Origin of the sequence: Streptomyces sp. NBC_00385 (genome assembly GCF_035917155.1) — a bacterium.
Taxonomy (GTDB): Bacteria; Actinomycetota; Actinomycetes; order Streptomycetales; family Streptomycetaceae; genus Streptomyces; species Streptomyces poriferorum.
Window position 1 is genome coordinate 4,461,906 of record NZ_CP107951.1, and the last position, 25,822, is coordinate 4,487,727.

At 71.1% G+C, this 25,822-nt stretch carries 26 protein-coding genes and 2 pseudogenes; 18 read left to right on the forward strand and 10 right to left on the reverse strand.

All coding sequences use genetic code 11. The features are described from left to right. Positions 1–52: 52 nt before the first annotated feature. Positions 53–472, forward strand: a complete 420-nt coding sequence (locus OG959_RS19885) for a PadR family transcriptional regulator (RefSeq protein WP_326660273.1) — start codon at positions 53–55, stop codon at positions 470–472. Beyond that, the gene (locus OG959_RS19890) at positions 453–1,046 is read left to right on the forward strand and encodes an HAAS signaling domain-containing protein (RefSeq protein WP_326660275.1); all 594 of its coding nucleotides are present in this window, start codon (positions 453–455) and stop codon (positions 1,044–1,046) included. Before OG959_RS19885 ends, OG959_RS19890 begins: the two co-directional genes overlap by 20 nt. A 36-nt stretch (positions 1,047–1,082) precedes the next feature. On the opposite strand, the gene OG959_RS19895 is transcribed toward OG959_RS19890, so the two are convergent. Then, positions 1,083–1,559: an Lrp/AsnC family transcriptional regulator gene (locus tag OG959_RS19895; RefSeq protein WP_326660277.1), complete on the reverse strand. Its 477-nt coding sequence runs from the start codon at positions 1,557–1,559 to the stop codon at positions 1,083–1,085. Between the two features lie 99 nt (positions 1,560–1,658). Between OG959_RS19895 and OG959_RS19900 the strand changes: the two genes are divergently transcribed. The 6 genes from OG959_RS19900 to OG959_RS19925 all read left to right on the forward strand — a co-directional run bounded on the left by OG959_RS19900 (position 1,659) and on the right by OG959_RS19925 (position 7,583). Then, positions 1,659–2,615, forward strand: a complete 957-nt coding sequence (locus OG959_RS19900) for an SMP-30/gluconolactonase/LRE family protein (protein ID WP_326660279.1) — start codon at positions 1,659–1,661, stop codon at positions 2,613–2,615. A 100-nt stretch (positions 2,616–2,715) separates the two neighbouring features. After that, a complete protein-coding gene (locus OG959_RS19905) occupies positions 2,716–3,621 on the forward strand; it encodes a helix-turn-helix domain-containing protein (RefSeq protein WP_326660281.1) in 906 nt (301 codons plus the stop codon). 80 nt (positions 3,622–3,701) lie between these two features. Beyond that, on the forward strand, positions 3,702–4,673 hold the full coding sequence (locus OG959_RS19910) for a hypothetical protein (protein ID WP_326660283.1): 972 nt from the start codon (positions 3,702–3,704) through the stop codon (positions 4,671–4,673). A 5-nt stretch (positions 4,674–4,678) separates the two neighbouring features. Then, positions 4,679–5,047 (forward strand): SCP2 sterol-binding domain-containing protein, encoded by a 369-nt coding sequence (locus OG959_RS19915; RefSeq protein WP_326666495.1) that lies wholly within the window; start codon positions 4,679–4,681, stop codon positions 5,045–5,047. A gap of 248 nt (positions 5,048–5,295) precedes the next feature. Next, positions 5,296–6,582, forward strand: coding sequence for an LAETG motif-containing sortase-dependent surface protein (locus OG959_RS19920; protein WP_326660285.1), 1,287 nt, complete (start codon positions 5,296–5,298; stop codon positions 6,580–6,582). Positions 6,583–6,812: 230 nt separating this feature from the next. Beyond that, complete coding sequence (locus OG959_RS19925) at positions 6,813–7,583, forward strand: polysaccharide deacetylase family protein (RefSeq protein ID WP_326660287.1); 771 nt, start codon at positions 6,813–6,815, stop codon at positions 7,581–7,583. A gap of 245 nt (positions 7,584–7,828) precedes the next feature. Here OG959_RS19925 and eno read toward each other — a convergent pair whose 3' ends face one another. Beyond that, on the reverse strand, positions 7,829–9,136 hold the full coding sequence (gene eno / locus OG959_RS19930; RefSeq protein ID WP_326660288.1) for a phosphopyruvate hydratase: 1,308 nt from the start codon (positions 9,134–9,136) through the stop codon (positions 7,829–7,831). A 162-nt stretch (positions 9,137–9,298) separates the two neighbouring features. Here eno and OG959_RS19935 point away from each other — a divergent pair, with 162 nt between their 5' ends. The 5 genes from OG959_RS19935 (at position 9,299) to OG959_RS19955 (ending at position 13,637) form a co-directional block, all read left to right on the forward strand. Further along, positions 9,299–9,721, forward strand: a complete 423-nt coding sequence (locus OG959_RS19935) for a MarR family winged helix-turn-helix transcriptional regulator (protein ID WP_326660289.1) — start codon at positions 9,299–9,301, stop codon at positions 9,719–9,721. 111 nt (positions 9,722–9,832) lie between these two features. Next, complete coding sequence (locus OG959_RS19940; protein ID WP_326660290.1) at positions 9,833–10,606, forward strand: FHA domain-containing protein; 774 nt, start codon at positions 9,833–9,835, stop codon at positions 10,604–10,606. Continuing rightward, positions 10,603–12,018, forward strand: a complete 1,416-nt coding sequence (locus OG959_RS19945) for a serine/threonine protein kinase (protein WP_326660291.1) — start codon at positions 10,603–10,605, stop codon at positions 12,016–12,018. Before OG959_RS19940 ends, OG959_RS19945 begins: the two co-directional genes overlap by 4 nt. 83 nt (positions 12,019–12,101) lie before the next feature. Then, positions 12,102–13,046, forward strand: a complete 945-nt coding sequence (locus tag OG959_RS19950) for a hypothetical protein (RefSeq protein ID WP_326660292.1) — start codon at positions 12,102–12,104, stop codon at positions 13,044–13,046. Between the two features lie 129 nt (positions 13,047–13,175). After that, a complete protein-coding gene (locus OG959_RS19955; RefSeq protein WP_326660294.1) occupies positions 13,176–13,637 on the forward strand; it encodes a hypothetical protein in 462 nt (153 codons plus the stop codon). Between the two features lie 83 nt (positions 13,638–13,720). Here OG959_RS19955 and OG959_RS19960 read toward each other — a convergent pair whose 3' ends face one another. Both OG959_RS19960 and OG959_RS19965 read right to left on the reverse strand, forming a co-directional pair. Next, entirely contained in the window at positions 13,721–14,959 is a 1,239-nt protein-coding gene (locus tag OG959_RS19960) for a hypothetical protein (RefSeq protein ID WP_326660296.1), read from the reverse strand. Positions 14,960–15,019: 60 nt separating this feature from the next. Then, positions 15,020–15,529 (reverse strand): SigE family RNA polymerase sigma factor, encoded by a 510-nt coding sequence (locus OG959_RS19965; protein ID WP_326660298.1) that lies wholly within the window; start codon positions 15,527–15,529, stop codon positions 15,020–15,022. 177 nt (positions 15,530–15,706) lie between these two features. Between OG959_RS19965 and OG959_RS19970 the strand changes: the two genes are divergently transcribed. Further along, complete coding sequence (locus tag OG959_RS19970) at positions 15,707–16,588, forward strand: NAD(P)H-binding protein (RefSeq protein ID WP_326660299.1); 882 nt, start codon at positions 15,707–15,709, stop codon at positions 16,586–16,588. Positions 16,589–16,643: 55 nt separating this feature from the next. Here the strand turns inward: OG959_RS19970 and OG959_RS19975 are convergent. Both OG959_RS19975 and OG959_RS19980 read right to left on the reverse strand, forming a co-directional pair. Further along, positions 16,644–17,584 (reverse strand): annotated as a pseudogene (locus tag OG959_RS19975) (AraC family transcriptional regulator). A gap of 201 nt (positions 17,585–17,785) precedes the next feature. Continuing rightward, a complete protein-coding gene (locus tag OG959_RS19980; protein WP_326660301.1) occupies positions 17,786–18,130 on the reverse strand; it encodes a hypothetical protein in 345 nt (114 codons plus the stop codon). Positions 18,131–18,353: 223 nt separating this feature from the next. Between OG959_RS19980 and OG959_RS19985 the strand changes: the two genes are divergently transcribed. After that, the gene (locus OG959_RS19985) at positions 18,354–20,156 is read left to right on the forward strand and encodes an acyl-CoA dehydrogenase family protein (RefSeq protein ID WP_326660303.1); all 1,803 of its coding nucleotides are present in this window, start codon (positions 18,354–18,356) and stop codon (positions 20,154–20,156) included. A 106-nt stretch (positions 20,157–20,262) separates the two neighbouring features. Here the strand turns inward: OG959_RS19985 and OG959_RS19990 are convergent, their stop codons facing one another. Then, the gene (locus OG959_RS19990; protein WP_306070729.1) at positions 20,263–20,478 is read right to left on the reverse strand and encodes a DUF6243 family protein; all 216 of its coding nucleotides are present in this window, start codon (positions 20,476–20,478) and stop codon (positions 20,263–20,265) included. Positions 20,479–20,857: 379 nt separating this feature from the next. On the opposite strand from OG959_RS19990, the gene OG959_RS19995 reads away from it, so the two are divergent. Further along, entirely contained in the window at positions 20,858–21,439 is a 582-nt protein-coding gene (locus tag OG959_RS19995) for an FG-GAP repeat domain-containing protein (RefSeq protein ID WP_326660306.1), read from the forward strand. 106 nt (positions 21,440–21,545) lie between these two features. Here the strand turns inward: OG959_RS19995 and OG959_RS38725 are convergent, their stop codons facing one another. From OG959_RS38725 to OG959_RS20005, 3 genes are all read right to left on the reverse strand, one after another. Then, positions 21,546–21,872: an HIT family protein gene (locus tag OG959_RS38725; protein WP_442805598.1), complete on the reverse strand. Its 327-nt coding sequence runs from the start codon at positions 21,870–21,872 to the stop codon at positions 21,546–21,548. A 653-nt stretch (positions 21,873–22,525) separates the two neighbouring features. Continuing rightward, positions 22,526–23,275 (reverse strand): SDR family NAD(P)-dependent oxidoreductase, encoded by a 750-nt coding sequence (locus OG959_RS20000; RefSeq protein WP_124277767.1) that lies wholly within the window; start codon positions 23,273–23,275, stop codon positions 22,526–22,528. 730 nt (positions 23,276–24,005) lie between these two features. Next, the gene (locus OG959_RS20005; protein ID WP_326666859.1) at positions 24,006–24,314 is read right to left on the reverse strand and encodes a hypothetical protein; all 309 of its coding nucleotides are present in this window, start codon (positions 24,312–24,314) and stop codon (positions 24,006–24,008) included. Between OG959_RS20005 and OG959_RS20010 the strand changes: the two are divergent. Both OG959_RS20010 and OG959_RS20015 read left to right on the forward strand, forming a co-directional pair. After that, positions 24,314–24,568 (forward strand): annotated as a pseudogene (locus OG959_RS20010) (hypothetical protein); the annotation flags it as partial. The gene OG959_RS20005 and the pseudogene OG959_RS20010 overlap by 1 nt on opposite strands. 315 nt (positions 24,569–24,883) lie before the next feature. Then, positions 24,884–25,732, forward strand: coding sequence for a hypothetical protein (locus OG959_RS20015; protein ID WP_326660311.1), 849 nt, complete (start codon positions 24,884–24,886; stop codon positions 25,730–25,732). Positions 25,733–25,822: the final 90 nt, after the last annotated feature.

Here is a 25,822-nt window from a genome sequence, read left to right on the forward strand (position 1 = left end):
CGGCCGCGGACAGCTGCGGAAGCGACCCCTCCCGACTGGTATCTTGCATTGCATGGAACCCGGTAAGGCAAGTGGGCAGCCGGGCGACCGGACCCCGGGCAGGATCGAGAGCCAGCTGCTCAAGGGAGTGCTGGAGTACTGCGTGCTCGCGCTGATGCGGGACGAGGCGAAGTACGGGGTCCAGCTGCTGCGTGAGTTGCAGGAGACGGGTGCGCTGGCGACGGGCCAGGGCACGGTCTATCCCCTGCTGGCCCGGCTGCGGCGGGAGGAGCTCGTCGTCACGACCTGGCGGGAGTCGGCTTCCGGGCCGCCCCGGCGCTACTACGAACTGTCCGGGGCCGGCCATGCCGCCCTCGCCCGGTTCACCGCTGTCTGGCCGGGATTCCGGCACGCCGTCGACCGCGTCGTCATACCGGGCAAGGGGCTCGGTGCGCATGAGGAAGGGCGCCACCTTGAAGACCAGGACCGATGAAACGCTGACGCGCGAGTACCTGGCGGCAGTCGAACGCGAGACCTCGACGCTGCCGGCCGCCGCCCGCCAGGAACTCGTCGCCGACCTCGCCGAACACATAGCGGTCGCACGCGCCGAACGGCCCGGCAGCGTGCACGAGATCCTGCGCGATATGGGAGACCCGCGCGCCATCGCCGCGACCGCCTTCCAGGAACTCGGCGCAACCCCGGCCGCACCGCCCCCGGGCCCCGGCCGCCGCCGCTCCCCGGCCTGGCTGCCGCTCGCGCTCCTGGTGGCGGGCGACGTGCTCCCCTACCTCGGAGGGATCGCCCTCGCCTGGATCGGCTTCGCGGCCAGGGTCGCCGCCGTCGTGATCGTGTGCCGGGCCCGCTGCTGGACGGTGTCCCAGAAGTGGACCGGCCTGACCGCGGCCGTCATCGTCCCGGTCGTCGCGCACCTCGCCTGGTACTTCTCCCCGGTCCCTCACCACGGCAGCGCGGCGGAACCCGTGGTGCGCTGGACGCTCGTCGCCGTGGTGTTCCTGCTGACGCTGGCGGGCACGGCGTGGCTGTGGCGGAACCGGCGCCGCGCGTAGGACGGTCAGGACGAACTCCCGTCCGGGGCGGGGTGATCAGCCGGGCGCGGGGCCGCGCAGCTGCGCCGCCCCGGCCCCGTGCGGGGAGGCGGGGCGTTCGAAGAGGGACTCCAGCACGATCGTGGCCCGGGTTCCGTTGACGCCGTCGATCGCGTGGATCCGGCGCAGAACGTCCTGGAGCTGCTCGGTGCTCGCGGTCCTGACCTTCACCAGCACCGAGGCGTTGCCGGCGATGATGTGGGCCTCCACGATCTCGGGGAGAGCCGCGAACTCCTGGGCCGTATCACCCATCCAGCGGGTGGAGTCGACGGTCACGTACGCCAGGACGCCGTATCCCAGTGCCGACGGGTCGACGTCGGCCGTGGTGCGCCGGATCGCGCCGTGTTCCCGGAGTTTGCGGACCCGTTCGTGGGCCGCGCCGGTGGAGAGGCCCACTGCCTGTCCCAGTGCGGCGTAGGACTGTGTCGCGTCCTGCTGGAGTTGCTCCAGCAGGGCCCGGTCGATGTGATCCACGACTCTCCATTCAGCTTCTGCTTGAGGTGACCGTATCTCATCCGACACTCTATGAGTGAAGCCGAATACCGTTCGGCTCGTCGGAAGGGATGGACGTCCATGACCATCGAGCGCCCCGAGCTGTACGAGAGCTTCGACGACCGGTTCCGGGCCGGGCGGTGCATGAACGGTGACGACGGTCTCGAAGTCCTGTACACCGGCTGCCGTTGGGCCGAGGGGCCCGTCTACGTGCCCGCCTGGCGGCAGTTGGTGTGGAGCGACATCCCGAACGACCGGCTGCTGCGCTGGGACGAGGAGACCGGTGCGGTGAGCGTCTTCCGGCGTTCCGCGGGGCATCCGAACGGCAACACGCTCGACCGTCAGGGCCGGCTCATCAGTTGTGAGCAGGGCAATCGGCGGGTGACGCGGACCGAGCACGACGGCACGGTGACGGTGCTGGCCGCCCGCTGGCAGGGCAAGCGGCTGAACAGTCCCAACGACGCGACGGTGAAGTCCGACGGCTCGATCTGGTTCTCCGACCCGGACTTCGGTATCACCAGCGACTACGAGGGCTACCGCGCGGACAGCGAGATCGGCGCCAACAACGTCTACCGCATCGACCCGTCCACCGGTGAAGTGCGCCTGGTCGCCGACGGATTCGGAGCGCCGAACGGGCTGGTGTTCTCCGCGGACGAGCGCCGGCTGTTCGTCTCCGACACCCGGGCCGGCTACATCCGTGTCTTCGACGTACGGGACGACGGCACCCTGTCGGACGGCGAGGTCTTCGCCGCCGCCGGGGCGCGCGAGGCGGCCCGGTTCGACAACCTGCGCTTCGACGACGGCGGCCGGTTGTGGGCCGCCGCCATGAACGACGGAGTGCACTGCTACGACCCGGACGGCACGCTGATCGGCCGGCTCGCCGTCCCGGAGGCGGTGGCCAACATCTCCTGGGGCGGGGCCAAGCGCAACCGGCTCTTCATCGCCGCCGAGACCAGCCTCTACTCCGTGGTCATGGGCGTGACGGGAACCCACCCGACCGGCCCCGGGCGCAGGCCGTGGCTGGACCCGCGGGGCTGAACGAGCCGGGAACGGCCCTCCGGCTGCCGTGACGCACCCCGCGGAGCCGCACCCCAGCAGGGTGAGGCGGCGAACGCCGGGCGTGCGCATACTCGGTCACATGAAGAAGCACGGGCAACTCGCCGACTTCCTCCAGGCGCGCAGGGCCCAACTGCGGCCCGAGGACGTCGGGCTGAAGACATACGGTGAGCGGCGCCGGGTGCCGGGGCTGCGGCGGGAGGAGCTCGCGCTGCTCGCCGGCATCAGCGCTCCCTACTACTCCCGGCTGGAGCAGGGCCAGTCGCACAACGCCTCGCCCGAAGTGCCCGACGCCCTCGCCGGTGCGCTGCGGCTGGACGATGCGGAACGCGCCCACCTGCACGCCCTGGCCCGCGCCCCGAGAGGGGGCAGGCCCGCCGGCCGGCCGAGGGCCGAACGGATCAGCGAGGCCACCCGGGCCCTGCTGGCCGCCATCGACGGGACACCCGCCATCGTCCTGGGCCGCCGCAGCGACGTCCTGGCCTGGAACCGGCAGGGGCACGCGCTGTTCGCCGGCCATCTCGACCGGAGCGGCCCCGACGAACCGGGCCGGCGGCCCAACATGGCCAGGGCGGTGTTCCTCGACGCCCATACCCGCGAGCTGTACGCCGACTGGCCCGCGAAGGCCAGGGCGGTGGTGGGCAACCTCCGGCTGACCGCCGGACGGCACCCCGACGATCCGCTGCTGGCCGCGCTGGTCGGCGAACTGACCATGCACAGCCGCGAGTTCGCCACCATGTGGGCGGACCACCGGATCCTGGCCTGCGACACCGCCGACTACGAGATGCGCCACCCGCTGGTCGGGACATTCACCGTCACCCAGCAGACCCTGCAGAGCCCCCAGGGTGACGGGCCGGCCCTGGTCGTGGCCACGGCCGTCCCCGGATCGCCGTCCGCGACCGCCCTGGCCCTGCTCGCCCACACCGTCGCACCGCAGGAGACGGCGGCCCGGCCGCAGCACGAAACCGTGCCGCGCATCACCGGCTGAATCCGGCCCGCCCCTCCCGACGCCCTCGATCTCCGGCGCCGCACCGCGGCTGCCGCATGCCCGAAAACGGAGAAGGAACCATGTCCAAGCGAGCCCTCATGACCACCGTGTCGGTCTTCCTCGCGGCCGCCGCGGCCCTCACCACCGCCGTACCGGCCGGTGCCTCACCCGGAAGCGCCGGGCAGCTGACCGATGTCCGGATCGCCGCCCACTTCGACCAGAACGCGGGACAGGCCCCGGAGAACGTCGCCCTGCTGCCCGACGGATCGGCGTACGTCACCTTCGCCGGCGCCCACCAGGTCGTCCGCATCACCCGCGGCGGCGCGACCCGCGTCCTGGCGACGCTGCCCGCGCCCGCCGACGACGGAGCCCACACGCCCGTCCTCGGATTCGCCCTGACCACCGGCATCGTCCGCGCCGCGGACGGCACCGTGTACGTCCTGTACGCCACCGGCACCTCCGACCTGACGGGCCTGTGGCGGCTGCGCCCCGGGCAGGAGCCCCGCCGCATCTCCGCACTGCCCGCAGGCGGCCTGCCCAACGGGCTCGCCCTGGACGAACGCAGCAGGCGGCTCTACATCACCGACTCCGTCCTCGGCACCGTGTGGACCGTCCCCACCACCGGCGGCACGCCCACCGCATGGTCCACAGCGCCCGAACTCGCCTCGACGGGCTTCCTCGGCGCCAACGGCGCGAAGCTGCACGACGGCGCGCTGTGGGTGAGCAACCTGGACCGGGGCACCCTCCTGCGCATCCCGGTCCGCCCCGGCAACCGTGCCGGAGCGCCGCAGGTCAGGGCGTCCGGCCTCGTCGGCATCGACGACTTCGCCTTCACCGGCCGCGGGAACGAGGTCCTCGCCGCACTCAACGGCCCGAACCAGGTCGTGCGCATCCGCCCCGACGGCACCAGCACCACCGTCCTTGACGGAGCCGACGGACTCCAGGGTCCCACCTCCATCGCGCTGCGCCACGACGACGTGTACGTGCTCAGCGCCGCCTACACCACCGTCGACCCCAACCTGCTGCGCGCCCGCATGAGTTCGCGCCGGTGACACCGATGGGGGAGCGGCGGGAGAGCGAGACCTTCCACCCCGGCTGGGCTGTGCTCGGCATGGAGGCCTACTTCGAGGTGGAGGCCGCCGAGGATGTGCGCGCGGTCTACGAGTTCCGCGTCGGCGACGAGGTGTTCCACGTACGCGTCGACGGGGGCACCATCGAGGCGCTGCACGGGCCGGCCCAGCATCCGGGCGCGGTGGTCGAGGCCGACGAAGTGGCCTTCGCCGCACTGGCGGAGGGCCGCTCGGACCTCGGCGACGCCATCGGGACGGGGACCCTCTCCGCATCCGGTGACCGGGACGCGCTGAACCGGCTGCCCCGTCTGTTCCGCAGACCGTCCGCCGCGGACCGGCACCCGCCTGCCCCGTAGCGCTCCGCACGCACGCGCCCCCCTTCACGATCATGTGGCGTTCCTCACGAGGAAAGACGGGGAGGTGAAAGCAACTGCACCCATTCGTCTCGTGTGTCCCCACCGCCGCTCCGGCTTCGGCCGGCGCGCGTGAAGAAATGGTGATGACTGGCCCCTGACCTGGTCATACGATCGCCTCAAGTCGCCTGTGCGTGCCCCATTCCGCCGCGACCCCTTCTTCTCCGTCTTCCGTACCCCGAAGGGCCCTTGTGACGATTCGCCGGATTCTTGCCACAGCTGTTGCCGCAGCGGTGACGACGCCAGTCCTTCTGCTCTCGGTCACCCCCGCGTTCGCCGACACCAAGCCGCCAGCGCAGACACAGCAGAAGCCGTCCATCGCGGAGCTGGAACTGGCCGCCGCCGCGGCGCAGGCGGCGTACGACAACGCCGTGGCGGCCGAGGACGCCGCGATCGAGGCGCTGAAGGCGTTCCATTCCGACACCCACCCCCTGGTCATGGCAGTGGCGGCCGCCAAGGCGGTGGCGGCCGACGCCGCCACCGCGAAGTCCGAAGCGGACCAGGCGGTCGTCGACGCCCAGGCGGTGCTCGACGGCCTCCCGGAGACGGCCACCGAGGCGGAGCGGACCGCCGCGACGACGGCGCTCACCGAGGCGGAAGGTGCCGCCGCGACGGCCGCTGCGGCCAAGTCCGCCGCTGACGCCGAGTTCGTGGAGGCCGAGGACACCTGCAACGACGCCCGGGTGGAAGCGGCCCGCGCGATCGGCCAGGCCCAGAAGGTCACCAAGCAGGCGCTCGCCGACAAGACCGCGGCCGACGAGGCGCTGGCCAAGGCGAAGAAGGAGGCCGAGGAGGACGAGGAGGACGAGGAGTGCGTCTCCGTCCCCGAGACCCGTCTCACCACGGTCATCACGGGCCTGCCGACCACCGTCGTCGCCGGTACGAAGGTCAACTTCAACCTCCGGGTGACGAACGGCTCCGACCGGACGATGGACGAGGTGCTTCCGTTCGCCTACGTCCACGCGACCGACACGAGCGGCCTCGACAGCATCGACGACCTGGTGCGTGTGCAGTGGTCGTCCGGCTCTTCCTCGAAGTGGAAGACCGTCGACAACAAGCGCTACATGGACGCCATCAGCCCGCTGAAGGCCGGTGCCCACGTCGACGTCAAGATGCGCCTGACCATCGACGCCTCGGCCCCCGCGGGCAACGGCGTCACCTTCGTTGCCGGTGACTACGTCAACGACGACGGAACCTGCGGCGGGAACCCGGACCTGGAGGGGTACGAGTTCATGATCGCCGCCGCGGGCGGCAAGCCCGGCAGGACCGATGACGCCAAGCCCGGTAAGACCCGTCCGAACACCTCGGACATCAACACGCAGACCGGCACCTCGGCCACTCCCGCGAGCGGCACGCTCGCCGCCACGGGGTCGTCCTCCGCGACGTCCCAACTCGCCCTCGCGAGCGGTGCGGCCGTGGCGGTCGGCGCGGGCGCGATGTTCGTCGTACGCCGTCGCAAGGCCAACTCCCACGTCTGACACAGGCGCGAACTGCCCACCGCGCGGCGGCCGTCCGAGGCCCGGCACCTTCCCCGGTGCCGGGCCTCGGGCGTGTCCGCCCCGCCCCGCACCTGTCGCGGAATCCCTGCCTTTGTCGCCGCCCGCCTGCAGGTTTGTCCGCGAACGGTAACCGAGGCAGCCTGCGGGGACGTTCCTGTGTCTTGATGGGTGCACGGCATCGGTGGAGCGGACAAAAGGGGCGGGCGGACATGGCGAAGCACAAGGGCAGGGCATGGCATGTCCGGCTTCTCGCGGCGGCGCTCGGGGTGACCGCGATGGCTGCCGGTGCCTCCGTGTGGACCGCGCAGGCCGGCACCGCGGAGGGCCCCCGGGCAGGTGTCTCCTCGGAGGCCAAGCCGCAGGAGCGGGTGACCGAGGTGGCGGTGGACATCGCGCACGCCTCGGACCGCGGCGCCAAGGGTGTCAACATCACCATCGACGACGGACCGGATCCGAACTGGACGCCGCAGGTGCTGCGACTGCTCAAGGACAGCGGTGTGAAGGCCACGTTCTGCATGGTGGGCACGCAGGCCCAGGCGTACCCGGACCTCGTCAAGAAGGTCGTGGCGGACGGGCACCGGCTGTGCAACCACACCGTCTCGCACGACACCGCGATGGACACCAAGTCCGAGGCCTACCAGTCCCAGCAGATCCTGGATGCCGAACGCATGATCACCAAGGCGTCCGGAGGTGTCCGGCCGCAGTACTACCGGGCCCCGGGCGGCGCGTTCACCCCGTACAGCCGGAAGCTCGCCGCGTCCCGGGGAATGCGGCCGCTGGGCTGGAACGTCGACACCAAGGACTTCGAGCGGCCCGGCGTGGACACCATGGTCGCCACCGTCAAGAGCGAGATCTCCAACGGACCGACCGTCCTCTTCCACGACGCGGGAGGCGACCGCTCCCAGACACTGGCAGCCCTGCGCCAGGTCCTGCCCTGGCTGAGGGAGCAGGGGTACGCCTTCGGCTTCCCCGTGCGGTGACCGTTGCTCTGAGGATCAGCAGCGGCGTACGCGGTGGTCGGCGGGCTCGTCGAACTCGGCGCCCGTGACGGGCTTGTCGGGCTGTGGCGGACACAGGTGCGTCCGGGCGGGTACGGGTCGGCGGATCCTGGCTCGTACGGACGACGCCCCGCCCTCGGCGGGCCCAGCACCCCGAAGTCCACGGCCGCCCTCCCCATCCGACGCCGGTCACTGCAACGGCGGGGGATGGGGAGCGGCGGGGCTGTTCAGTCCCGGCGCAGCGCGGAGCGGCCCGCGTAGCGCGCCGAGTCGCCCAGCTCCTCCTCGATGCGGATCAGTTGGTTGTACTTCGCCGTGCGGTCGGAGCGGGAGAGCGAGCCGGTCTTGATCTGGCCGCAGCCGGTCGCCACCGCCAGATCCGCGATGGTGGTGTCCTCCGTCTCGCCCGAGCGGTGCGACATGACGGCGGACCAGCCGGCCCGGTGGGCCGTGGTCACCGCGCTCAGGGCCTCGGTCAGGGTCCCGATCTGGTTGACCTTGACCAGGATCGAGTTGCCGACGCCGGTGCGGATGCCTTCGCGCAGGAGGCTCTCGTCGGTGCAGAACACGTCGTCGCCGACGAGCTGGCAGCGGCCGCCGACGCGGGCGGTCAGCTCGCGCCAGCCGTCCAGGTCGTCCTCCGCCATCGGGTCCTCGATGGAGACGACCGGGTAGGCGTCGACGAGCTTCGCCAGGTAGTCCGCGTTCTCGGACGGGGTGCGGCGCACGCCCTCGCCCGCGTAGTCGTACACCCCGTCGCGGAAGAACTCCGACGACGCCGGGTCCATGAGCAGGCCGATGTCGGTGCCCGGGCGGTAGCCGGTGCGCTCGATGGCGGCCATCACGAAGTCCAGCGCCTCCTCGGCGGTACGCAGCGCGGGCGCGAATCCGCCCTCGTCGCCGACGCCCGTGGAGTGCCCGGCGGCCAGCAGATCGCGGCGCAGGGTGTGGAAGACCTCGCTGCCCATGCGTACGGCTTCGGCGAAGGTGTCCGCGCCCACGGGCGCGATCATGAACTCCTGGAAGTCCAGCGGATTGTCGGCGTGGGCGCCGCCGTTGACGATGTTCATCATCGGCAGCGGCAGGAGGTTCGCCCCGGCGCCGCCCAGGTAGCGGTAGAGCGGCAGGCGGTGGGCGGTCGCGGCGGCCTTGGCGGTGGCGAGGGAGACGCCGAGGACCGCGTTGGCGCCGAGCCGGGACTTCGTGGCGGTGCCGTCGAGGGCGATCAGTGCGGCGTCGAGCCCCGCCTGGTCCGCCGCGTCCCGGCCGCGCACGGCTGCGGCGATCTCCCCGTTGACGTGGGCGACCGCGCGGTCGACGCCCTTGCCGTGCCAGCGCGTGGAGTCCCCGTCGCGCAGTTCCACCGCCTCCCGGGCGCCGGTGGAGGCGCCGGAGGGGACGGCCGCGCGTCCCAGGGAGCCGTCGGTCAGGACGACGTCGACCTCGACGGTGGGATTGCCCCGGCTGTCGATGATCCGACGGGCGGTGACGGACTGGATGGCGGTGTCAGCGGGTCCGGATGCTTGTGCGGGCATGGGTGTTCCTTGCCGTTGTGGTGTGCCGTGGCCCCGGCTGCGACAACGCTGGCGCTGGGCCCGACACCAGAAACACTACAGCAATGCTGCTCAGTTTGGCTGTGCAGTATTGCTGTACAGATCGGTTACGCAGCTTTGCTGACCAACGGGGTAAAGTGCCCTATGCCCACCCCGGAAGCCGCCGCCGTCGCCGCTGAACTGCGTACGGCGATGGGCAAGCTCACCCGACGCGTCAAGCACGAGGACCGCATCCCGCTGGGGCAGGTGGCCGTGCTCGGCACGCTCGACCGCGACGGCGCCATGACCACCAGCGACCTCGCCGCCGACCAGCGCGTACGCCCCCAATCGATGGCCCGGGCGGTCGGACTGCTCATGGAACAGAACCTGATCACCCGCCGGGCGCACCCCACGGACGGACGCAAGTCACTGGTGGAGCTGTCGGACGCGGGCCGGGCCGCGCTCGAAGCGGAGCGCGGCCGCAGGGCCGGCTGGCTCGCGCAGGCCATCGAGGCCGAACTCACCGATGAGGAACGGGCGTTGCTGGCCCGCAGTGCCGCTCTCCTGGAGCGCCTCGCCACCCGGTAGGCGGGGTTCACGCGCGCGAACACACCGCGCGCCGTACTGGCCTGCGCGTCATGCGGACGTTTATCGGCGCTTCCTACCCTCGCGGCACACCTTGGGGGAAGGAATCAGTCCATGTACACCATTGTCGTGGTTCCCGGGCCGGGTATGGCTCCCTGCGAGAAGCTCCGGCTGGCACCGGGAGAGAGCCTCCGCTTCGGCCGGGAAGCATCCACCGGCGCACCACCCCGGCTGACCATCGCGCACGACGGCGTCTCGCGTTCCGCGGGCGAGATCACCGCGACGGACACGTACTGGTCACTCAGCAACTTCAGCCGTACCGCGACCTACGCCGTCGAGAACCCGGAGGGGGCCGGGGAACACATCAAGGTGGCGCCGAGGCGGCTGGGCGCACCCGTGGCGTTCGAGTTCTCCCGGGTGGTCCTGCCCGCGGGCACCGAGCTGATCGGCTTCGACGTATGGGCCCCGCGGCACGACTACGCCGATCCGGCGGACGGTACCGACCGGAACGAACCCGCCGGGAGCCTCGGCGGGGAGCGGACCGCGCTCGCCTTCCCCCTCGACCGCTCCAAGCGGTACTTCACCGTGCTGGCGGCCCTGTGCGAACCGCGGCTGCGCGGCGAGCCGTACGCACCGCTGCCCACCGTGGAACAGGTCGTCGAGCGGCTGCGCCCGTGGTGGCCGGCGGTCAACCGGGCCACCGTGCAGTGGAACATCGACTACCTGGCGGTGAAACTGCGGCTCAAGCCCGGCCCCGAGTCCTGCGATCCCGGGCCCCGCCTCAACGGCAAGAAGGAGATGCTCGTCGCGCTCGCGCTCCGGTTCGACCTCGTGCGGGAGGACGACCTCGCGGCGCAGGCCTTCTCCACGAGCGGTGCGCGCCGGTGACGGGGCAACAGCCGTACGGCGTCGCGTCCGTTCCGCCCGGCTACCGCGTCGGACCGTGGGTCGTCGAGGAGCCGCTGGGCGCGGGGGCCTTCGGCAACGTGTACGCGGCCCGCCACGAGGACGGCGACGCGGAACCGGCCCGCGCCGCCCTGAAGTTCCTGCCGACCGGCACGCGTACGCCGCGTCAGCTGCGCCATCTCCGGGAACTGGCCGAGCGCGAGGTGGCCCTGCTGAGCCGGCTCCGTTCGCCGCGGCTGATCCGGATGTACGACGCGCTGACGGTGGACGCCCCGGCCCATCCGGAGCTCGACGGTGCCACCGTCCTGGTCCTGGAGGAGGCGCGGAGCTCCCTCGAAGCGCTGCTGTCCGGGGGCCGTTCGCCGCGGGAGGGGCCGGGTCTGCTCACGCAGATCTGCGAGGGCCTGCACCAGCTGCACGAGGCGGGCTGGGTGCACGGCGACCTCAAACCGGGCAACGTGCTGCTGATGGCGGATGGCACGGCCCGGCTCGGCGACTTCAACATGGCGGCCGAACTGGAGGGCACGCACGCCTACTCCCCCGCGTTCGCGACGGCCGACTACACCCCGCCCGAGCTGCTGTGGTCCGAGGTCGGCGAGCGGGGCACACGCATCCGCCGGACCGCGGACATCTGGGCGTTCGGCGTGCTGGCGCACCTGGTCCTGACCGGTTCGTTCCCGCTGCCGGGCGGCACCCCGACGGCTCGTCGGGACGCGGTGGTGCGCTACTCCCGCGGGGAGGAGGAGCTGCGGCTGTCTCCCGAACTGTCCGTGCCCTGGCGGGAGATCGTGCGGGACTGCCTTGCCCGTACGCACGAGGAGCGGGCCCCGCACGACGCCGCGTCGCTGCTGCCGCGGGTCGCGGACGCGGCCGCCGGCCGGCCGTCGCGGCGCAGGCGGGTGCGCCGCCGCCCCCTGCTCGCGGCAGCGGCCGGTGTGCTGGCCCTGGCGGTGGCGGGCCTCGGGGCGCGGATGCTCCTGGACGAGGACCCGGCCGCGAAGCCGGACGCCCGGAAGACCGCCACGGCTGTCGCGGACGCCAGTCCCGGCGGGGATCCCGGGCCGGCGCCCACGGCCACGGGCTACGACCGCTGCACACCGGGCTCCGTCTGCTTCTTCTCGGAGGCGGGCGGGCACGGTGAGATGTGTGCCTGGGAGGGCGACGACCCCGACTGGTCCGACGGTGAGAACGACTGCGGCTGGGCGGACACCGGCCGCCCGGGCTCGATCTTCAACAACGGCATGCCCGACCCCAACGGCTACGTCGACGTCGCGTACTTCGCGGCGACGGGACTGGACGAACGCCTCGGCTGCGTCGGGCGCGGGCAGCGCCACGACCTCGCCCTGCGGTCGCTCGTGCAGTCCCACACCTGGGCCAGGACCTGCTCCCTCTGACGTACGAGGTACCGCCCGCCCGGCTCCGGCGGGATGGTGGTGACGCGCCACCGGGGGGTGGTGCGGCAACGGGGGGCAGGGGCATGAAGCGCAGGTTCATCGCCGCGTGTGCGGTCGTGGCGGCCTTGTCGGCCGCCGCGACCGGGTGCGTAACGAACACCACCGGGGCAGGGGCGGAGCCGACGACCGCACCCGCCCGTGCCGGGCAGGGCCGGGACCTGACCCGCGCGGAGCGGCTGCGGGTCTCCGACGCCACGGAGGTGCTGACCGAGCGGTGCATGAACCGCGCGGGCTTCGCGTACTGGCCCAGTACCCGGCTGAGCCTGGAGGAGAGCCGGTCACCCGGCTTCGTCAACGACGACGTCGAGTGGGCCGCCGAGCACGGCTACGGCAGCCGCATCCAGGAGAAGGCCGGCCGGGCCCGGCAGGCGAACCCGAACGGCACGTACCGCGCGAGCCTCGCCCCGCAGCGCCGACAGGCCTACGACAAGGCCCTCGACGGCGGCCGCGACGCCACCGTCCTCACCGCCGAGATCCCGACCCCGGCCGGCACCGGAAGGATCAGCAGACGGCTCGGCGGCTGTTCGGCGCAGGCCGAGAAGGAGCTGTACGGGGACCCGGAGGCCTGGTTCCGAGCGAAGAAGGCCGTCACCAACCTCCAGCCGCTTTACGTCCCCCGGATCACCCGGGACAAGAAGTTCACCGACGCCCTCGCGGAATGGGCCCGCTGCATGGCCAAGGCCGGTTACCGGTACGCCGATCCGCCCGCCGCCCAGGACGCGGTGGCTCAGCGGGCCGCCGGCCTCGACCCGGACGAGGCGTCCGAGGCCTTCGAGGCCGAGAAGCGCGTCGCGGTGGCCGAGGCGCGCTGCGCCCGCGAGAGCGCGCTGGGCGCCGTCGCCCGGGAGCGTGAGTCGTACTACCGCGGCACTCTGCCCGACCGGTACGGCGAGCTGATCGACACCCACCGGCGGCTGGAACGCGAGGCGTACACACGCGCGGCCCGGATCACCGGCCCGCGGGTCTGATCACCGGCCGGCGGGGCACCGGCCCGCGGGCCTGATCCCGCCCGTCCCACACACGTCCGCGGCGCGACGCCGTGGATCCACCAGGTAGTTCACCATGCCTCTGACGAGGCGGACACTCAGGAGAAAACCATGCGAAAGCTGGGCATGTCCATCGCCGCACTCGGTCTGGCAGCCGCCGGGCTGGCCGTCCCCGCCACCGCGGCCCAGGCGGCCACCTCGACCGCCGCCGCCAACCACTGCAACGACATCTGGCCGGGCCGGAACGGGAAGGTGTACGCCTACGACTCCACGTACTGCAACGGGTACCTGGGCAGCACCGCGGGCAACGACTCCGACTGGGACGCCGCCGGGGGCGGCTTCGACAACGCCGGCGACAAGGCCTCGTCCGTTCTCAACGCGGGCTACACCGGCAGCTACGACATCGTGAAGTTCTACTACCTCGCGAACTACGGCGGCGGCTACAACTGCCTGGACGCGAGCGAGTTCTTCGTCGACAACCTGTCCCGGAACACGTTCAGCAACGGCGCCAACATGAACAACAACATCCGGTCCCACAAGTGGGTCGACACCTGCGACCGCTTCATGCACTGACCCGGACGCTCGAACGCCCGGACGGTCCACCGGCCTTGTGCCGGTGGACCGTCCGTCGGTGGACCGTCCGTCGGGGAACGGACCTACTTCCGCCACACCTGGCTCGTGGCGATCTCCCGCAGCTGGGCGAGGGTCAGCGCGGGTTCCGCACGGGTGGCGGCCTCGTTCTGGTTCGCCGTGTTGAACGCGGAGATCACCACACGAAAACCGTCGGGGCGGATCGTGTCGACCTGCCTCGTCTTCACGCCCTCACCGCCCTTCTCGCCCGGTCCCTCATGGGTGACGACCTTCGTGCCGTCCGGCAGGACCTCCGTGCCGGCGCCGAACAGGTCGCCTTCGACGTCGGACATGTTCGGCTGCACGTTGATCTGCACGAAGCTCTTGCCCCGGCCGTCGTCCACCACCACGTACGCGTACTCCGCCTCCTGCTTCCCGGACGCCTTCACCGTCAGACCGTCGGGGAGCTGCGCGGTCAGCCGGTCCAGGATCACGGCACCGCTCAGACCCTTCGGGGCCGGCGGCGCGGGCGCCTGCTCCTCAGGCTCGGGGAGGGACGCGACGAGGGGGCGCCACTCCTCGGCCCGGACCAGTTGCTTCATCCGGTCCAGGGACAGCGGCGGGGTGGAGCGGCTGACCGGGGCGCCCTTCTCCGCGGGCGCGTTCCATTCGGACATCGAGATCCGGTAGCCCTCGGGCGTCAGCAGGTCCGCGTACCACCACTTGGTCTCCTCGCGGCGGTCCGGGTACTCCCAGCCCTTGAACAGCACGAGGCGCGAGCCGTCCTTCAGCTTCGTGGCGGAGCAGTCCTCGAACGTGTTCACGTTGCTGTCCGGGCAGGAGAGCTCGTCCTTGTTCAGCCGGGCGGGGTTCTCCCGGCCCAGGGTCACCGACAGGGCGGCCTTCCCGTGGCCGTCGTCGTACACGACGGAGGCGGCGCCTTCCGGACGCGGGTGCTTCCGGTCGTCCGTACCGCCACCCCCGCCGGCCGGCTGTTCACTGAGCCGCCCTTCCGGCAGCAGAGCCGCGAGTGTTCCGGCCACCGGGGAGAGCGCCGCGGACGTTCCCCCGACCTCGCCACCGTTCTGCGACGAGCCGACGTCACCCGTGACGAACGATCCGCCGAGCCCGATCACCGCCAGCGCCGCCACGCTCCCGGTCACCGCGGCGCTGCGGCGCAGCACCGTCCGGCGCCGGCCGCGCGCGACCCCGCCGTCCAGGAGCGGCCGTCCTGCGACGGAGAACTCCTCCCCCGCCTGCTTCATCGCCGCGCCGAGACCGTCCTCGAAGGACTCCCGGTCCTTCCCGCCACCGTTTTCGAGCATGCCGATCACCACCGTCCCCACACCTGTGGAAAAGAGAACAAGAAAGAAGAAAAAGAAGACTCAGCGCACGGCCAGCTCGCCGATGCTGCCACCGAGTTGCTCACGCAGCCGGGCGAGCGCCCGGGTGCTCCGGGTACGTACCGCAGCCGAGCTGACGTGCAGCGCGTCCGCGGTCTCCGACACCGACCGGTCCTCCCAGTAACGCAGCACGATCACCGCCCGGTCCTTGGGCGGCAGCTCCCGCAGCGCGTCGAGGAGCGTCATCCGCAAGGACGCGTCGCCCGCCGACTCGCCCGGCCGGTCCGGCAGTTCGCCGCTGGGCCGTTCCCCCGCCGATCTGCGCCGCCGGTGTCCGAGATAGCAGCGCACCAGCACGGTCTGCGCGTACGCCGCAGGGTTCCCGAGACGCGACGTACGCCCCCAGATCACATACATCCGGCCGAGTGCCTCCTGCACGAGATCCTCGGCGAGATGTGTGTCCCCGCCGGTCAGCAGGCACGCCGAACGGAACAGATGGCCCATACGCGCTTCCGCGAACTCACGGAACGCACCTTCCTTGGACTGCCTCAACGGTCACCCCCTCTCGCCTACACCCTCTTAGATGCGGTGGCCGCCGGGAAATGTTTCACCTCGTGCGGCCGAGGCGTCCTGGACATGCTCTCCGCCGGTCGCGCGCCCGGACGCACGGACATCCCTCCCGGACGATGAGCCATGGCCGGGGCGCGGCGGTGCGGCCAGGCTCTGGGTATGACACAGACCGAAGCAACGCGTAAGGACACGACGAACCGCCGCAACCGGGTGCTGGTGATCGGTGGCACCGGCAAGACGGGCCGCAGGACGGTGGCGCGTCTCCGCGAGCTGGGCGTGGAGACCCGAGCGGCCTCACGGTCGGGGGAGACCACCTTCGACTGGGCCGACCGGACGACCTGGCAGGCGGCCCTCGACGAGGTCGACGCCGTCTACATCGTCCCGCTGGACACCTCGCCCTCCCCGACGCCCGCCTTTGTCGAACAGGCCGTCGCCGCCGGGGTACGACGGCTGGTGCTGCTGTCGGCCCGCGGTGTGGACGTCCCCGGCTACTTCGGCTCCTCCTACGAGGGCGGCGGCCCGCATGCGGAGGGCGAGGCGGCGGTCCGCTCGTCCGGTGCCGCCTGGACGATCCTGCGCCCGGGCTGGTTCGCCCAGAACTTCAGCGAGGGCGTCTTCCTCGACGGAGTACGGGCCGGCGAGCTCGCTCTGCCCACCGGTGACGGGACCGCCGCGTTCGTCGACGCCGACGACATCGCGGAGGTCGCCGCCGCGGCCCTGACCGAGGACGGCCACGACGGTGAGGTGTACGAACTCTCCGGCCCGCGGGCTCTCGGCATCGCGGGCGTACTCGACGAGATCGCGAACGCGACCGGTGTGCGGGCCGCCTATGTCCCGGTGGAGGAGTCCGCCTTCCGGGCCGGGCTGGTGGCACAGGGACTGCCCGAGGAGGAGGCCGCGGACTGGACGGACGCGATGAAGCCGATCCGCACGAGCCAGGAGGCCGCGGTCACGGACGGGGTCCGCAGAGCACTCGGCCGCCCTCCGCGCGACATCGCCGACTTCGTCCGTGACGCGTCGGCGGCGGGCGCCTGGGGCTGAGGGGAGCCGGGGCGCGGGTCCGGAAGGCGGCGCACGGCACGACGCCGTCCCCGGATCAGCCCGCCGGTACGGCGCGGTCCGGCACGTGGGCGGTGGCGGTCTCCTGCCGGTACGTGCTCGGGCGCTCGCCCCGGAGCCGTTTGAACGCCGCGCTGAAGCCGAACGCGTCCGCGTAACCGACCCGCCGGGCCACCGCCGCCACCGTCAGTTCCGGGCGGGTCAGCAGATCGGCGGCGAGCGTCATCCGCCACTCGGTGAGGTACGCGGCCGGCCCGTTCCCGACCAGATCCGTGAACCGCTTCGCCAGGGTCGTCCTCGACACCCCCGCCCGGCCCGCCAGCTCCGCCGTCGTCCACGGGTGCGCCGGATCCTCGTGGATCGCACGCAGGGCGGGGCCTGCCACTTCGTTGCCGAGTGCGCCGTACCACCCCGGCGGTTCGGCCTCCGGGCGGTCGAACCAGTCCCGCAGCGTGCACACCAGCAGCCAGTCCAGCAGCCGGTCGAGCACGGTCTGGTGCCCCGGCCGGCCGCCGCCGATCTGCGCCTCCAGGTAGTCCCGCAGCGGCGAGCAGTCCTGCTCGTCGGGAACCACCAGGACCGGTGGCAGAGCACGCAGGAGCCGTTGCGGAACCTGCTCCCGTACGTCGTACGCGGCGGCCAACAGCACGGTCGACCCGCTGAGTTCGACGTCCCGGTCCGTGCGGCCGGGCGCGTCCTCGCCCCAGTGGACCTCCCGTACGCCCGCCGTCGTGGCGTTCGCCGGGTCGTCGGTGAACGAGAACGGTGCGGGCCCCCGGACGATCGCGGCTTCACCCAGCGCCACGTGCCGCGGCTCCCCGGTCTCCGGCACGATCCATCCGGCGCCGCGCATCGGGACGCACAGGGTCAGGTACGCGCCGTCGGCGAACCGCAGCGACCACGGCGGCCACAGCACCGAACGCCCGAACACCGCACCCTTGCCCGCACACCGCGCAACAGCTCGTCGAACACGTCCATGGGGCCAACGATAGGCAGGGGAAACCGGCCGTTCGGACCAGGCCGGGCAGCGGCAGCGAGGCCGCGGCACGGCGGATCACCGGCAGCGGGGCGGTGCCGGCACAACGGTCCGGGCGTGGCCTGCCGGAGCGCTTTGCGGCGGTGGGGCCGACGGCCCCACCGCCCCTGGCCGGTCACCGCGGGAAGCGATACCCCGCCGGGCTAGGAGAAGACGACCGAGCGGACCAGCAGCCGGTCCGAGGCGCCGCCGCCCGGGCGCAGGGTGAAGTAGGCGTCACCCGTGCAGTCCGCTTCGAGGAACACGGTCGCCACCGCGTCGGTGCGGTTCTTGGGTGCGTACGCGGCGGATCCCGGCTCGGATCCCGGCCCCTGGATGTTGATGCACGTGGCGCTGTCGGGGTCGTTCATGAAGCCGACGGCCTCGTAGCCGTCGGACGTCATGTACGTGTAGCGGAACTGTCCGTTGGCGGCCGAGGCCGAACCGGCGGTGGCGAGGAGCAGGACGACGGCGCCGGCCGACGCGGCCAGGGAGGAGCGGAGACGCATGGGGGGTTCACCTTTTCTCGGGCGTACGGAGATCAGGGCAAGCGCTGCCCGGACCGTCTGCGAGGTAAGCGCCGCGTCGCCCGAACGGGGTGTGCGGAATCGTTCCTTCCGGGCATTCGGCCCTGCCGGACTCCGGACGGCCCCGGGCGCCCCCGGTCGGGAGGCGATGCGGATACGCAGAGATCGTTTCCGCGAACCCGGCCCGCTCGTTGGGTCGGACGTGATGATCAACATCGATGCGCACGTGCAGACCGACGAGCAACTCACCCCTCGGCTGTCCGAGTTGACCGACATCCTTTTCCGGGACGGAGACGAGGGCCCGGACGCCCACGGTCTCTGGCGCAAGGTGATCTCGACCGACCGGTTCCGCCATCGCGTCCATACGCGTGCCGAGGAACGGTGGCAGCTGTCCTACGACCGGCTGCGCGCGCTGAACGAAGAGGTGCTGTGCCCGGAGTCCCTGGCCCGGGACCCCCGTGGGCTGGCCGCCCTGCACGAGTGGACCTCGGTGGTGGACGGGGCCACCGCCACGGTGGCCGGGATCCACTACAACCTCTTCCTCGGCAGCCTGCTCGACGACGGCACCTCACCGGCGCGTGACCTCAGCGGGTTCGCCGCACTGAACCGCACAGGAACCTTTCTGTGCACCGAGCGCGCGCACGGCAACGACGCGGCCGCACTGGAGACCACCGCCCGCTACGACCGCGAACGTGAGGAGTTCGTGCTGCACACCCCGCACGAGGGCGCGCAGAAGTTCATGCCCAACACCAGCTCCGTCGGCGGGCCGAAGACGGCGGTGGTCGCGGCCCGGCTCCTGGTCGACGACCGGGACCATGGCGTCTTCCTGTTCCTCACCCCGCTGAGCGACCGCGACGGAACGCTGCCGGGCATCACCGTGACCCTCCTGCCCGAACGCGTCGGCAGCTCCGTGGACCACTGCGCCACCGGCTTCGACCGGGTACGTCTGCCCCGCACCGCCCTGATCCAGGGGGAGCACGGACAACTGCTGCCGGACGGCACCTTCACCAGTGCCGTGGGCAGCCCGCGCAAGCGGTTCCTGCACGCGATCCGCCGGGTGACGGTCGGAAAACTGTGCATGAGCGCGAGCACCCTCGGAGGCAGCCGCGCGGCCCTGGCGATCGCGGTCCGCTACGCGGGCATCCGGCACATCTCCGGCCCCTCCGCCGGACAGCGCCTCCCGCTGGCCGCGCACCGCAGTCATCACGCCCGGCTGCTCACCTGCACGGCCACCGCCTACGCCATGACCTTCCTGCACCGTGCCGTCACCGACCGCTGGATCACCCACGCCCCCGAGGACCGGGCCGACAGCGAACGGCTGGTCGCGGTGGCCAAGGGCTGGATCACCTGGCAGGCGCGCCGGATCACGATCGAGAGCCGGGAGCGCTGCGGTGCCAGGGCCCTGTTCCCGGTGAACGGGATGGCCGAGTTCGCCGCGAACGTGGACGGAGCCATCACCGCCGAGGGGGACAACCTGGCCATCTGGTGCAAGGCCGGGGCCGAGATGATCTTCGGTCACCCGATGCTCCCGGCACCGCCGCCGGCGACCGGCCAGGAGTCCCTGACCGACCCCGCCTTCCTGCGCCGGGCCCTCGCCGCCGCCGAGCGCCACTGGCACCTGGCCGCGCGGAAAGACCTGCGCGACGGTGCCGGCGGCGACGCCCTCGGCCGCTGGAACCACGCGTCCGCCGCCGCCCTCGCCCTGGTCGAGGCGTACGCGGTGGGCCAGGCCGCCGACGCCTTCGCCACGGCCTGCGCCGACGTCACCGACCCGGGCACCCGCGCCGCCCTGGACGACCTGCGCGCGCTGTTCCTGCTCGACCGGCTGCCCGCGCTCAGCGGACTCCTGCTGGTCGAGAACGCACTCACCACCGACCAGGTCCGCGCCCTCCCCGATGCGGCGCGCACGCTGACATCCGGACTCGCCCCGCATCTGCCGACGCTGACGGAAGCCTTCGGCATCCCGGAGGAGCACCTGACGTCGCTGCCGATGCTGACATTCGTCTGAACGGCACACCGGTGCCGAGACCCGGGTACGGCAGCAGGGCCCGGACCGCGCGTCGCGGTCCGGGCCCTGCCTCGTGCGGTACGTGCCGCCCTGCGGCGGTGGGTCGTCAGCTCTCGGCGGAGTCGTCGCCCGTCTGCCCGGCGCCCTCGGCCGAGCCGGCCTTCTCGCGCATCTTGCGCACCAGCTCGGCCTTCCGGTCGGCTGCGCCCTGGCGGTCGAGGTTGCGGTGCGGGCCGTTGTTCTGCCGTTCGGTGCGGGACAGCCTCTTGCGCTTGCCGCCGCCCATGCCCACGGGGTTGTTGATGTTCTTGCTCACGGTCACGGGTTCTCCAGGTCATGATGTGAAGTGATCTACGGACGCATCGGCGGGGGGACGGGCGGCGACGTCGAAGGACATCAGCAGGCGCCCGTCACGCTCTCACTCGTACATCGGCGTCTGGAAGAACATGACAAAGACGTTACCCGGTTCCGCCGGCTCCGCACACCAGGCATCTCGGGAGCGAGCGGACGCTACCCGTCCTCCGCCGCGGTTCCGCAGGCCTCGACGGCGACCCCCGAGCGGCGCTTCGTGAGAAGCGTGGCGACGAGAACGGCACCGAGCGCGTTCCTCGCGGCGTTCCGCCGCGCCGTCGGCACCTCCCCGAAGCGCTACCTGGCTGATCACCTTCGCCTCCGACACCGCTCTCGACAACCGCCCCGAAATGCTCGCCGTGTGCAAGAACGGCTGGCTGACCGGCGGAACCCATGGCCAGTGGGCGATCGGCGGAGGGTGGGGTGTCTGCAACACCCTGGTCGGCCCCGGAGACCTCACCGGCGACGGCAAGGGCGACCTGCTCGCACGCGACACGTCCGGACATCTCTACCTCTACCGAAGCACCAGCAGCGAGTTCCCCCCGTCTGTCCCGTCCTTCGCCTCCCGGGTCAAGGTCGGCGGGGGCTGGGGCGCCTACGACCGGATCGTCGGCGCGGGGGACTACACGGGTGACGGGCGAGCCGACATCGTCGCCCGCACACCGGCGGGAGTCCTGTACCTGTACGCCGGGACGGGGAGCACCTCCGCCCCGTTCGGGCCCCGCGTCAAGGTGGGCGCCGGCTGGCAGATCTACAGCAAGCTCGCAGCCATCGGGGACGTGGACGGTGACGGCAGAGGCGACCTCCTCGCCGCCGACCGCGGCGGCCACCTCTACCGCTACTCCTCGACCGGTACCGCCCCGGGACCAGGGACCTTCCGCGCCCGAGCTTTGATCGGCGGTGGCTGGAACACGTACCGCGATCTCAACTGAGGCCACGGGCACCCGCGGTGGGTGGAGGCTGGTCCGGGACACCGCCGGTCCCCCCGCCCCGGGCCGAACGAGCCCGGCAGGTGGCAGACCAACGACCTGCGGCGGATCAACCGGGTCCGGGCTGCCGAGTCGTTCTACGCAAGAGGCTCGGACCGTACCTTCCCGTCGGACGGGGTGGATGGCCGGCTACGGGCTCCGGGAACCGCCCCTGACCGTTGTCATCCGCTCCGAAGGGCCCCTGCTGGACCAGCGCCATCGTGTGTGCCAAGTCCTCCGGGGGAACGTCGAAGATGTCCGCCCAGTGGGCGGTGGGAATCACCAGGGTGTGACCTGGCACGAGGGGATTCAGCGGAGCGAACGCGCTGGCCACGGGCCCCCGCGCCACCCACCGTGCGGCATCGTCCCGGGTCAGGTGGCAGAAGGCGCAGTCCATACGCTCCGACCTTGCCAGAACCAGCAACACCCCTGCCGACCGTTCGGCGAGCCTGCCGTTCTTTTTGGTCCGCTACCGTGAGCGGCGATCAGGGATCGACCCGTCAGAGAGTGAGAACGCCCGATGATGCCGCCGTCCTGCGACATATGCCGTGTTCCGCCCCGGCATTCAAGCTTCGAGTACAAGGACTTCACCCTCGTGAGCTTCCGGCCCACAGAGACGTATCCGGATGACTGGGCTGGTCACCCTGCTCACTGCGTGTGGTTCTGCCCCTCCCATCTCCCCCTCTCGGAGGGCCTCACGCATCTGCCGGCCCTGGAAGCCCTGGCACGCATCCAGGCGAACCTGAGCGAGACGACGGACCAGCGAAACTAGGGGCGGCCCAGGAGTGGGACCGATCCGCCGGCCAAGTCCGCGATGTGGGGGCCACCGCGGCTCGTGGAGGCCGGCGGTCGGACGGTCATCCAGTGCGGGAGCGAGGCAGCGGCGTCGATTCCCCGGAAGTACGGATCTTCGGCAGTGACCAGTTCCGCTCGGGCACTCATGACCGGGTCACGGCCTTCGGCGGGCATGTTCCGGAAGTCGTGCTGCGCCCGCTTCGTCCAGTCCCGTGGTCAGTTCCGCACGGGCGCTCATGACCAGGTCATGGACCGTCACCGCCCCAGTGATGCACCCCCGTTCACATGCACGATCTGCGCCGTCATGTACGCCGCTTCAGGTGACGCCACATAGTGCACCGCGGCGGCGATGTCCGAGGGACGGCCCGCCTGGCCCGTCAGCGATTGCTTGGTCCGGGCGGCGACGAACTCGGGCGTGGCCCGGTCGCCGAAGAACTCGGTGTCGGCGACAAAGCCTGGAGCGACCGCGTTCACGGTGATGCCCTGCGGGCCGAGCTTCTGTGCCAGGTCGACGGTGTAGGCGTTGACGGTGGCCTTGGAGCCGCCGTACGAACCGGGGCCGCGCAGCGCGGCGATAGACGACATCTGGATGATCCGCCCGCCGGGCCGGGTGAGGTGGGGCAGCAATCCTTCGGTGAGCAGCACGGCGGTGAGCACGTTGGCCTCGAAGTTGCGGCGGAAGCTGTCCGCGACGCCTTCGAGGGTGCCGTCGTGGGCCGGTGCGACGTTGCCGCCGGCGTTGGCGACGATCACGTCGACCTGCGCGCCGCCCGCGGTGCAGAACTCCACGGCTCTGCGGGCCTGGCCGGGATCGCTCAGATCGGCGGCGACCCAGGAGGCCGTTCCCGCACCATGCGCGGCGTCGAGCTCTCCGGCGGCCTTCTCCAGGGGCTCCTCGCGCCGCCCGATGAGGACGACGTGGTCGCCGTCCGCCGCAAAGACCTCGGCCACCGCCCGCCCGATCCCCGTACCGCCACCCGACACCACGACCTTGCGCTGCCCCATGACCCCACCTCATATTCTTGTTTATGAACGATGGTCACATCTCTGTCCGGCGACGGTACGACCGTCGGTCTTCGGCGTCAACGGGCAGGTGCCGCAGGCTCCTTACCCGGATGGCGGAGCCCAGATCCGCTCCGCGCTGAGCGGCGATGCCTTCCCGCTTCTTCAACAGCCCGATCACTGACGGCATCCCGAACCTCCGCGACCGCACCGACACGACGCGGACTGCCTGCCACGGATACCTCGGCCCTCTGCCTGACCAGCAAGAACTCAGTCATCGAGCTCGAAAGGAAATGGCCCCTGCGGGGGAGATGAGCGAGAGTCTGGCATGCGAATGACACGAAGTGCCTGAAGTGGTCCAGACAACAAAGAAGCCCCCGGCCGTTGGCCTGGGGCTTTTTCATGGAGCGGGTGACGAGAATCGAACTCGCGCTCTGAGCTTGGGAATCACCCGGCAATTGGTCCCGCCTATAGCATCTGACCTGTGGAAACGCGCACCGGTGCATCGTCCAGGCTGCTCCGTCGGCACCCTTGGTGACCGCTGTTTACCGCCGCTTCTGGCACGCTGTGGCACGGCCTCCCGTACGTGCGGCTGCTCGGACGACGCTGCCCGATCCGGGCTGCGTGGCCGATGATGATTGCCGAGTGAGCACCAGCAGAATGCGGCTGTTCGGACGCAGCAGGCCAGCTCTCGGGGCGCCCTGGTGCGGTGTGTCCAGTCGTTACCACGTGGTCAGGTCGACTGCGTGGACACAGTGGGGTCGGATGCGTCTGTCACCCAGCGTTCCTCTTCGCCGATGAGCGAGGGCAGGGCGGCGAGCAGGGCGGTCAACGCGCCGGTGAGCTGTACGTCGGCCGCGATCAGTCCGTCGGCTCTCTCGACTGCGAGGTAGAGGCGCATGGTGTCCTGGCCGGTGAAGAGGAACCCGCAGAGTGCTGGGCTGGGCGGGGTCTCGACGAACGGCCAGGCCAGCGTGCGCAGCACGCGCAGCGCTTGATCCGTACTGGTCGCGTCGGCGGGTTCGAGGACGGTGGTATCCACTGCCTACCCAGTCAACTGCCACGCTCAAGGACACGATGGTCCGCGCCGGGCAATCCTCGGATAAGGCGGCGCTGATCTACCAGCACTCGGACGGGGTGCGACAGCGGGAGGTCGCGGACGGCATTGATGACCCGGTTCGTGCCCAACGGGCTGGGGCGGCTGTGCTGTTGCGCCGCAGGGTGCTCGCGCAGCGTAGCGAGCAGACTTGCCCGGGGCTGTTGGAATGCAGCCGGGCTCGTTACGTGGCGGAATGATGTTCGTCCGGTCGACGTGCCGCTCGCTTCCGCAGTGGCGGAGACGCGGATACGCCTCGGGGATGTCCATTTTCGCTCGTGCTGTCAGACGTTGCATCTACGCTGCCTCTCACCGAGGACACAGGGGGAACGGTGAGTGGTGCAGGATCGCCGCAGCGACGGCATCCAGTACGGGGCGTGCACAACTGGCAGGTCGAGAAGCACGTTGGGCGGGCGGAAAAGGCTGCGGCTGATCTGGGTGTCGCCTTCGATGCACACAGTGTCCGTAAGGCACTCGCATTTCGGTGGGCCCCCTATCTACTTAGACTGCGGCGAGTGCTGATCGCCTTCGGGGCTCTGGGCGTTACGGGCGCTGCTACTTACCGCCCGGCTTGTCGACCTGGCGGGATCCTCGATGTTGGTCCCATATCGTGCGGGTCCTACTCTGCTTACGTTCTCGGACCTGGGGGCGACCCGCGGGCGACTGGGGCCATCGTCTGCATCTCGATGGTCCTCGTCTTCGTGTGGTCGCTATGGCGCGCGGAGCACATCTCGCGCTGCTACGAGCCGCTCTACCCACTCCTCAGCTTGCTCTCGGGCAGTGGGGATCTGGTCGGTATGGCGGAAAGCCACTACACGGATGCTGGGAGACTCCGCAAGAAGGTCAGAAGAGTGGGCCTTCCCCTGCGGGAGGTCGCCGGAGATGCTGCATCTGCGTTCGGGGCTGGCCGGGCAATCCGAAAGGAACTCACAAGCCACGTAAGGCTGGTGGACACGGCGTTTACGCAGGCGGCAGACGCACTTATGCGGGATCGCGAGGGCGCGGCGCGAAAGCTTGGTCTGCTTGCCGCGACTGCCGCGAGCAGCATCGCCGCCGATCGCTTTCAGGAGATCCTTCCGGAGGCGTTGCTTCCGAGCGAGGGATCTGGAGAGGGCTCTTTGGCACCGGATCGGGTGGACGGCCTCCGCTTGGCGAAGGCGTGCGCGTGGTCAGTACTCTGTGTAACGCTTTTCTCGCTGCTCCTCGCGTGGCTAGGTGTGCCGGCGGAGCTGATGGTGCCATTGGCGATACTGGCCTTCCCTGTGGCCGTATACGTGCTTTTGGCGGCGCGGTATGGGCTCAATGAGGCGTCACGTCTGACGCGAAGCATCAGCACGTTCTTCTCTCCTGGGCCTCCGCTCTGACGCTGGCTGCTCATGTGCGGCTGTTCGAACTGCTGCCCGCATCGAGTGGAGAGTTCGCACTGATCGCCCGAACGATGACCCAGGGCATAA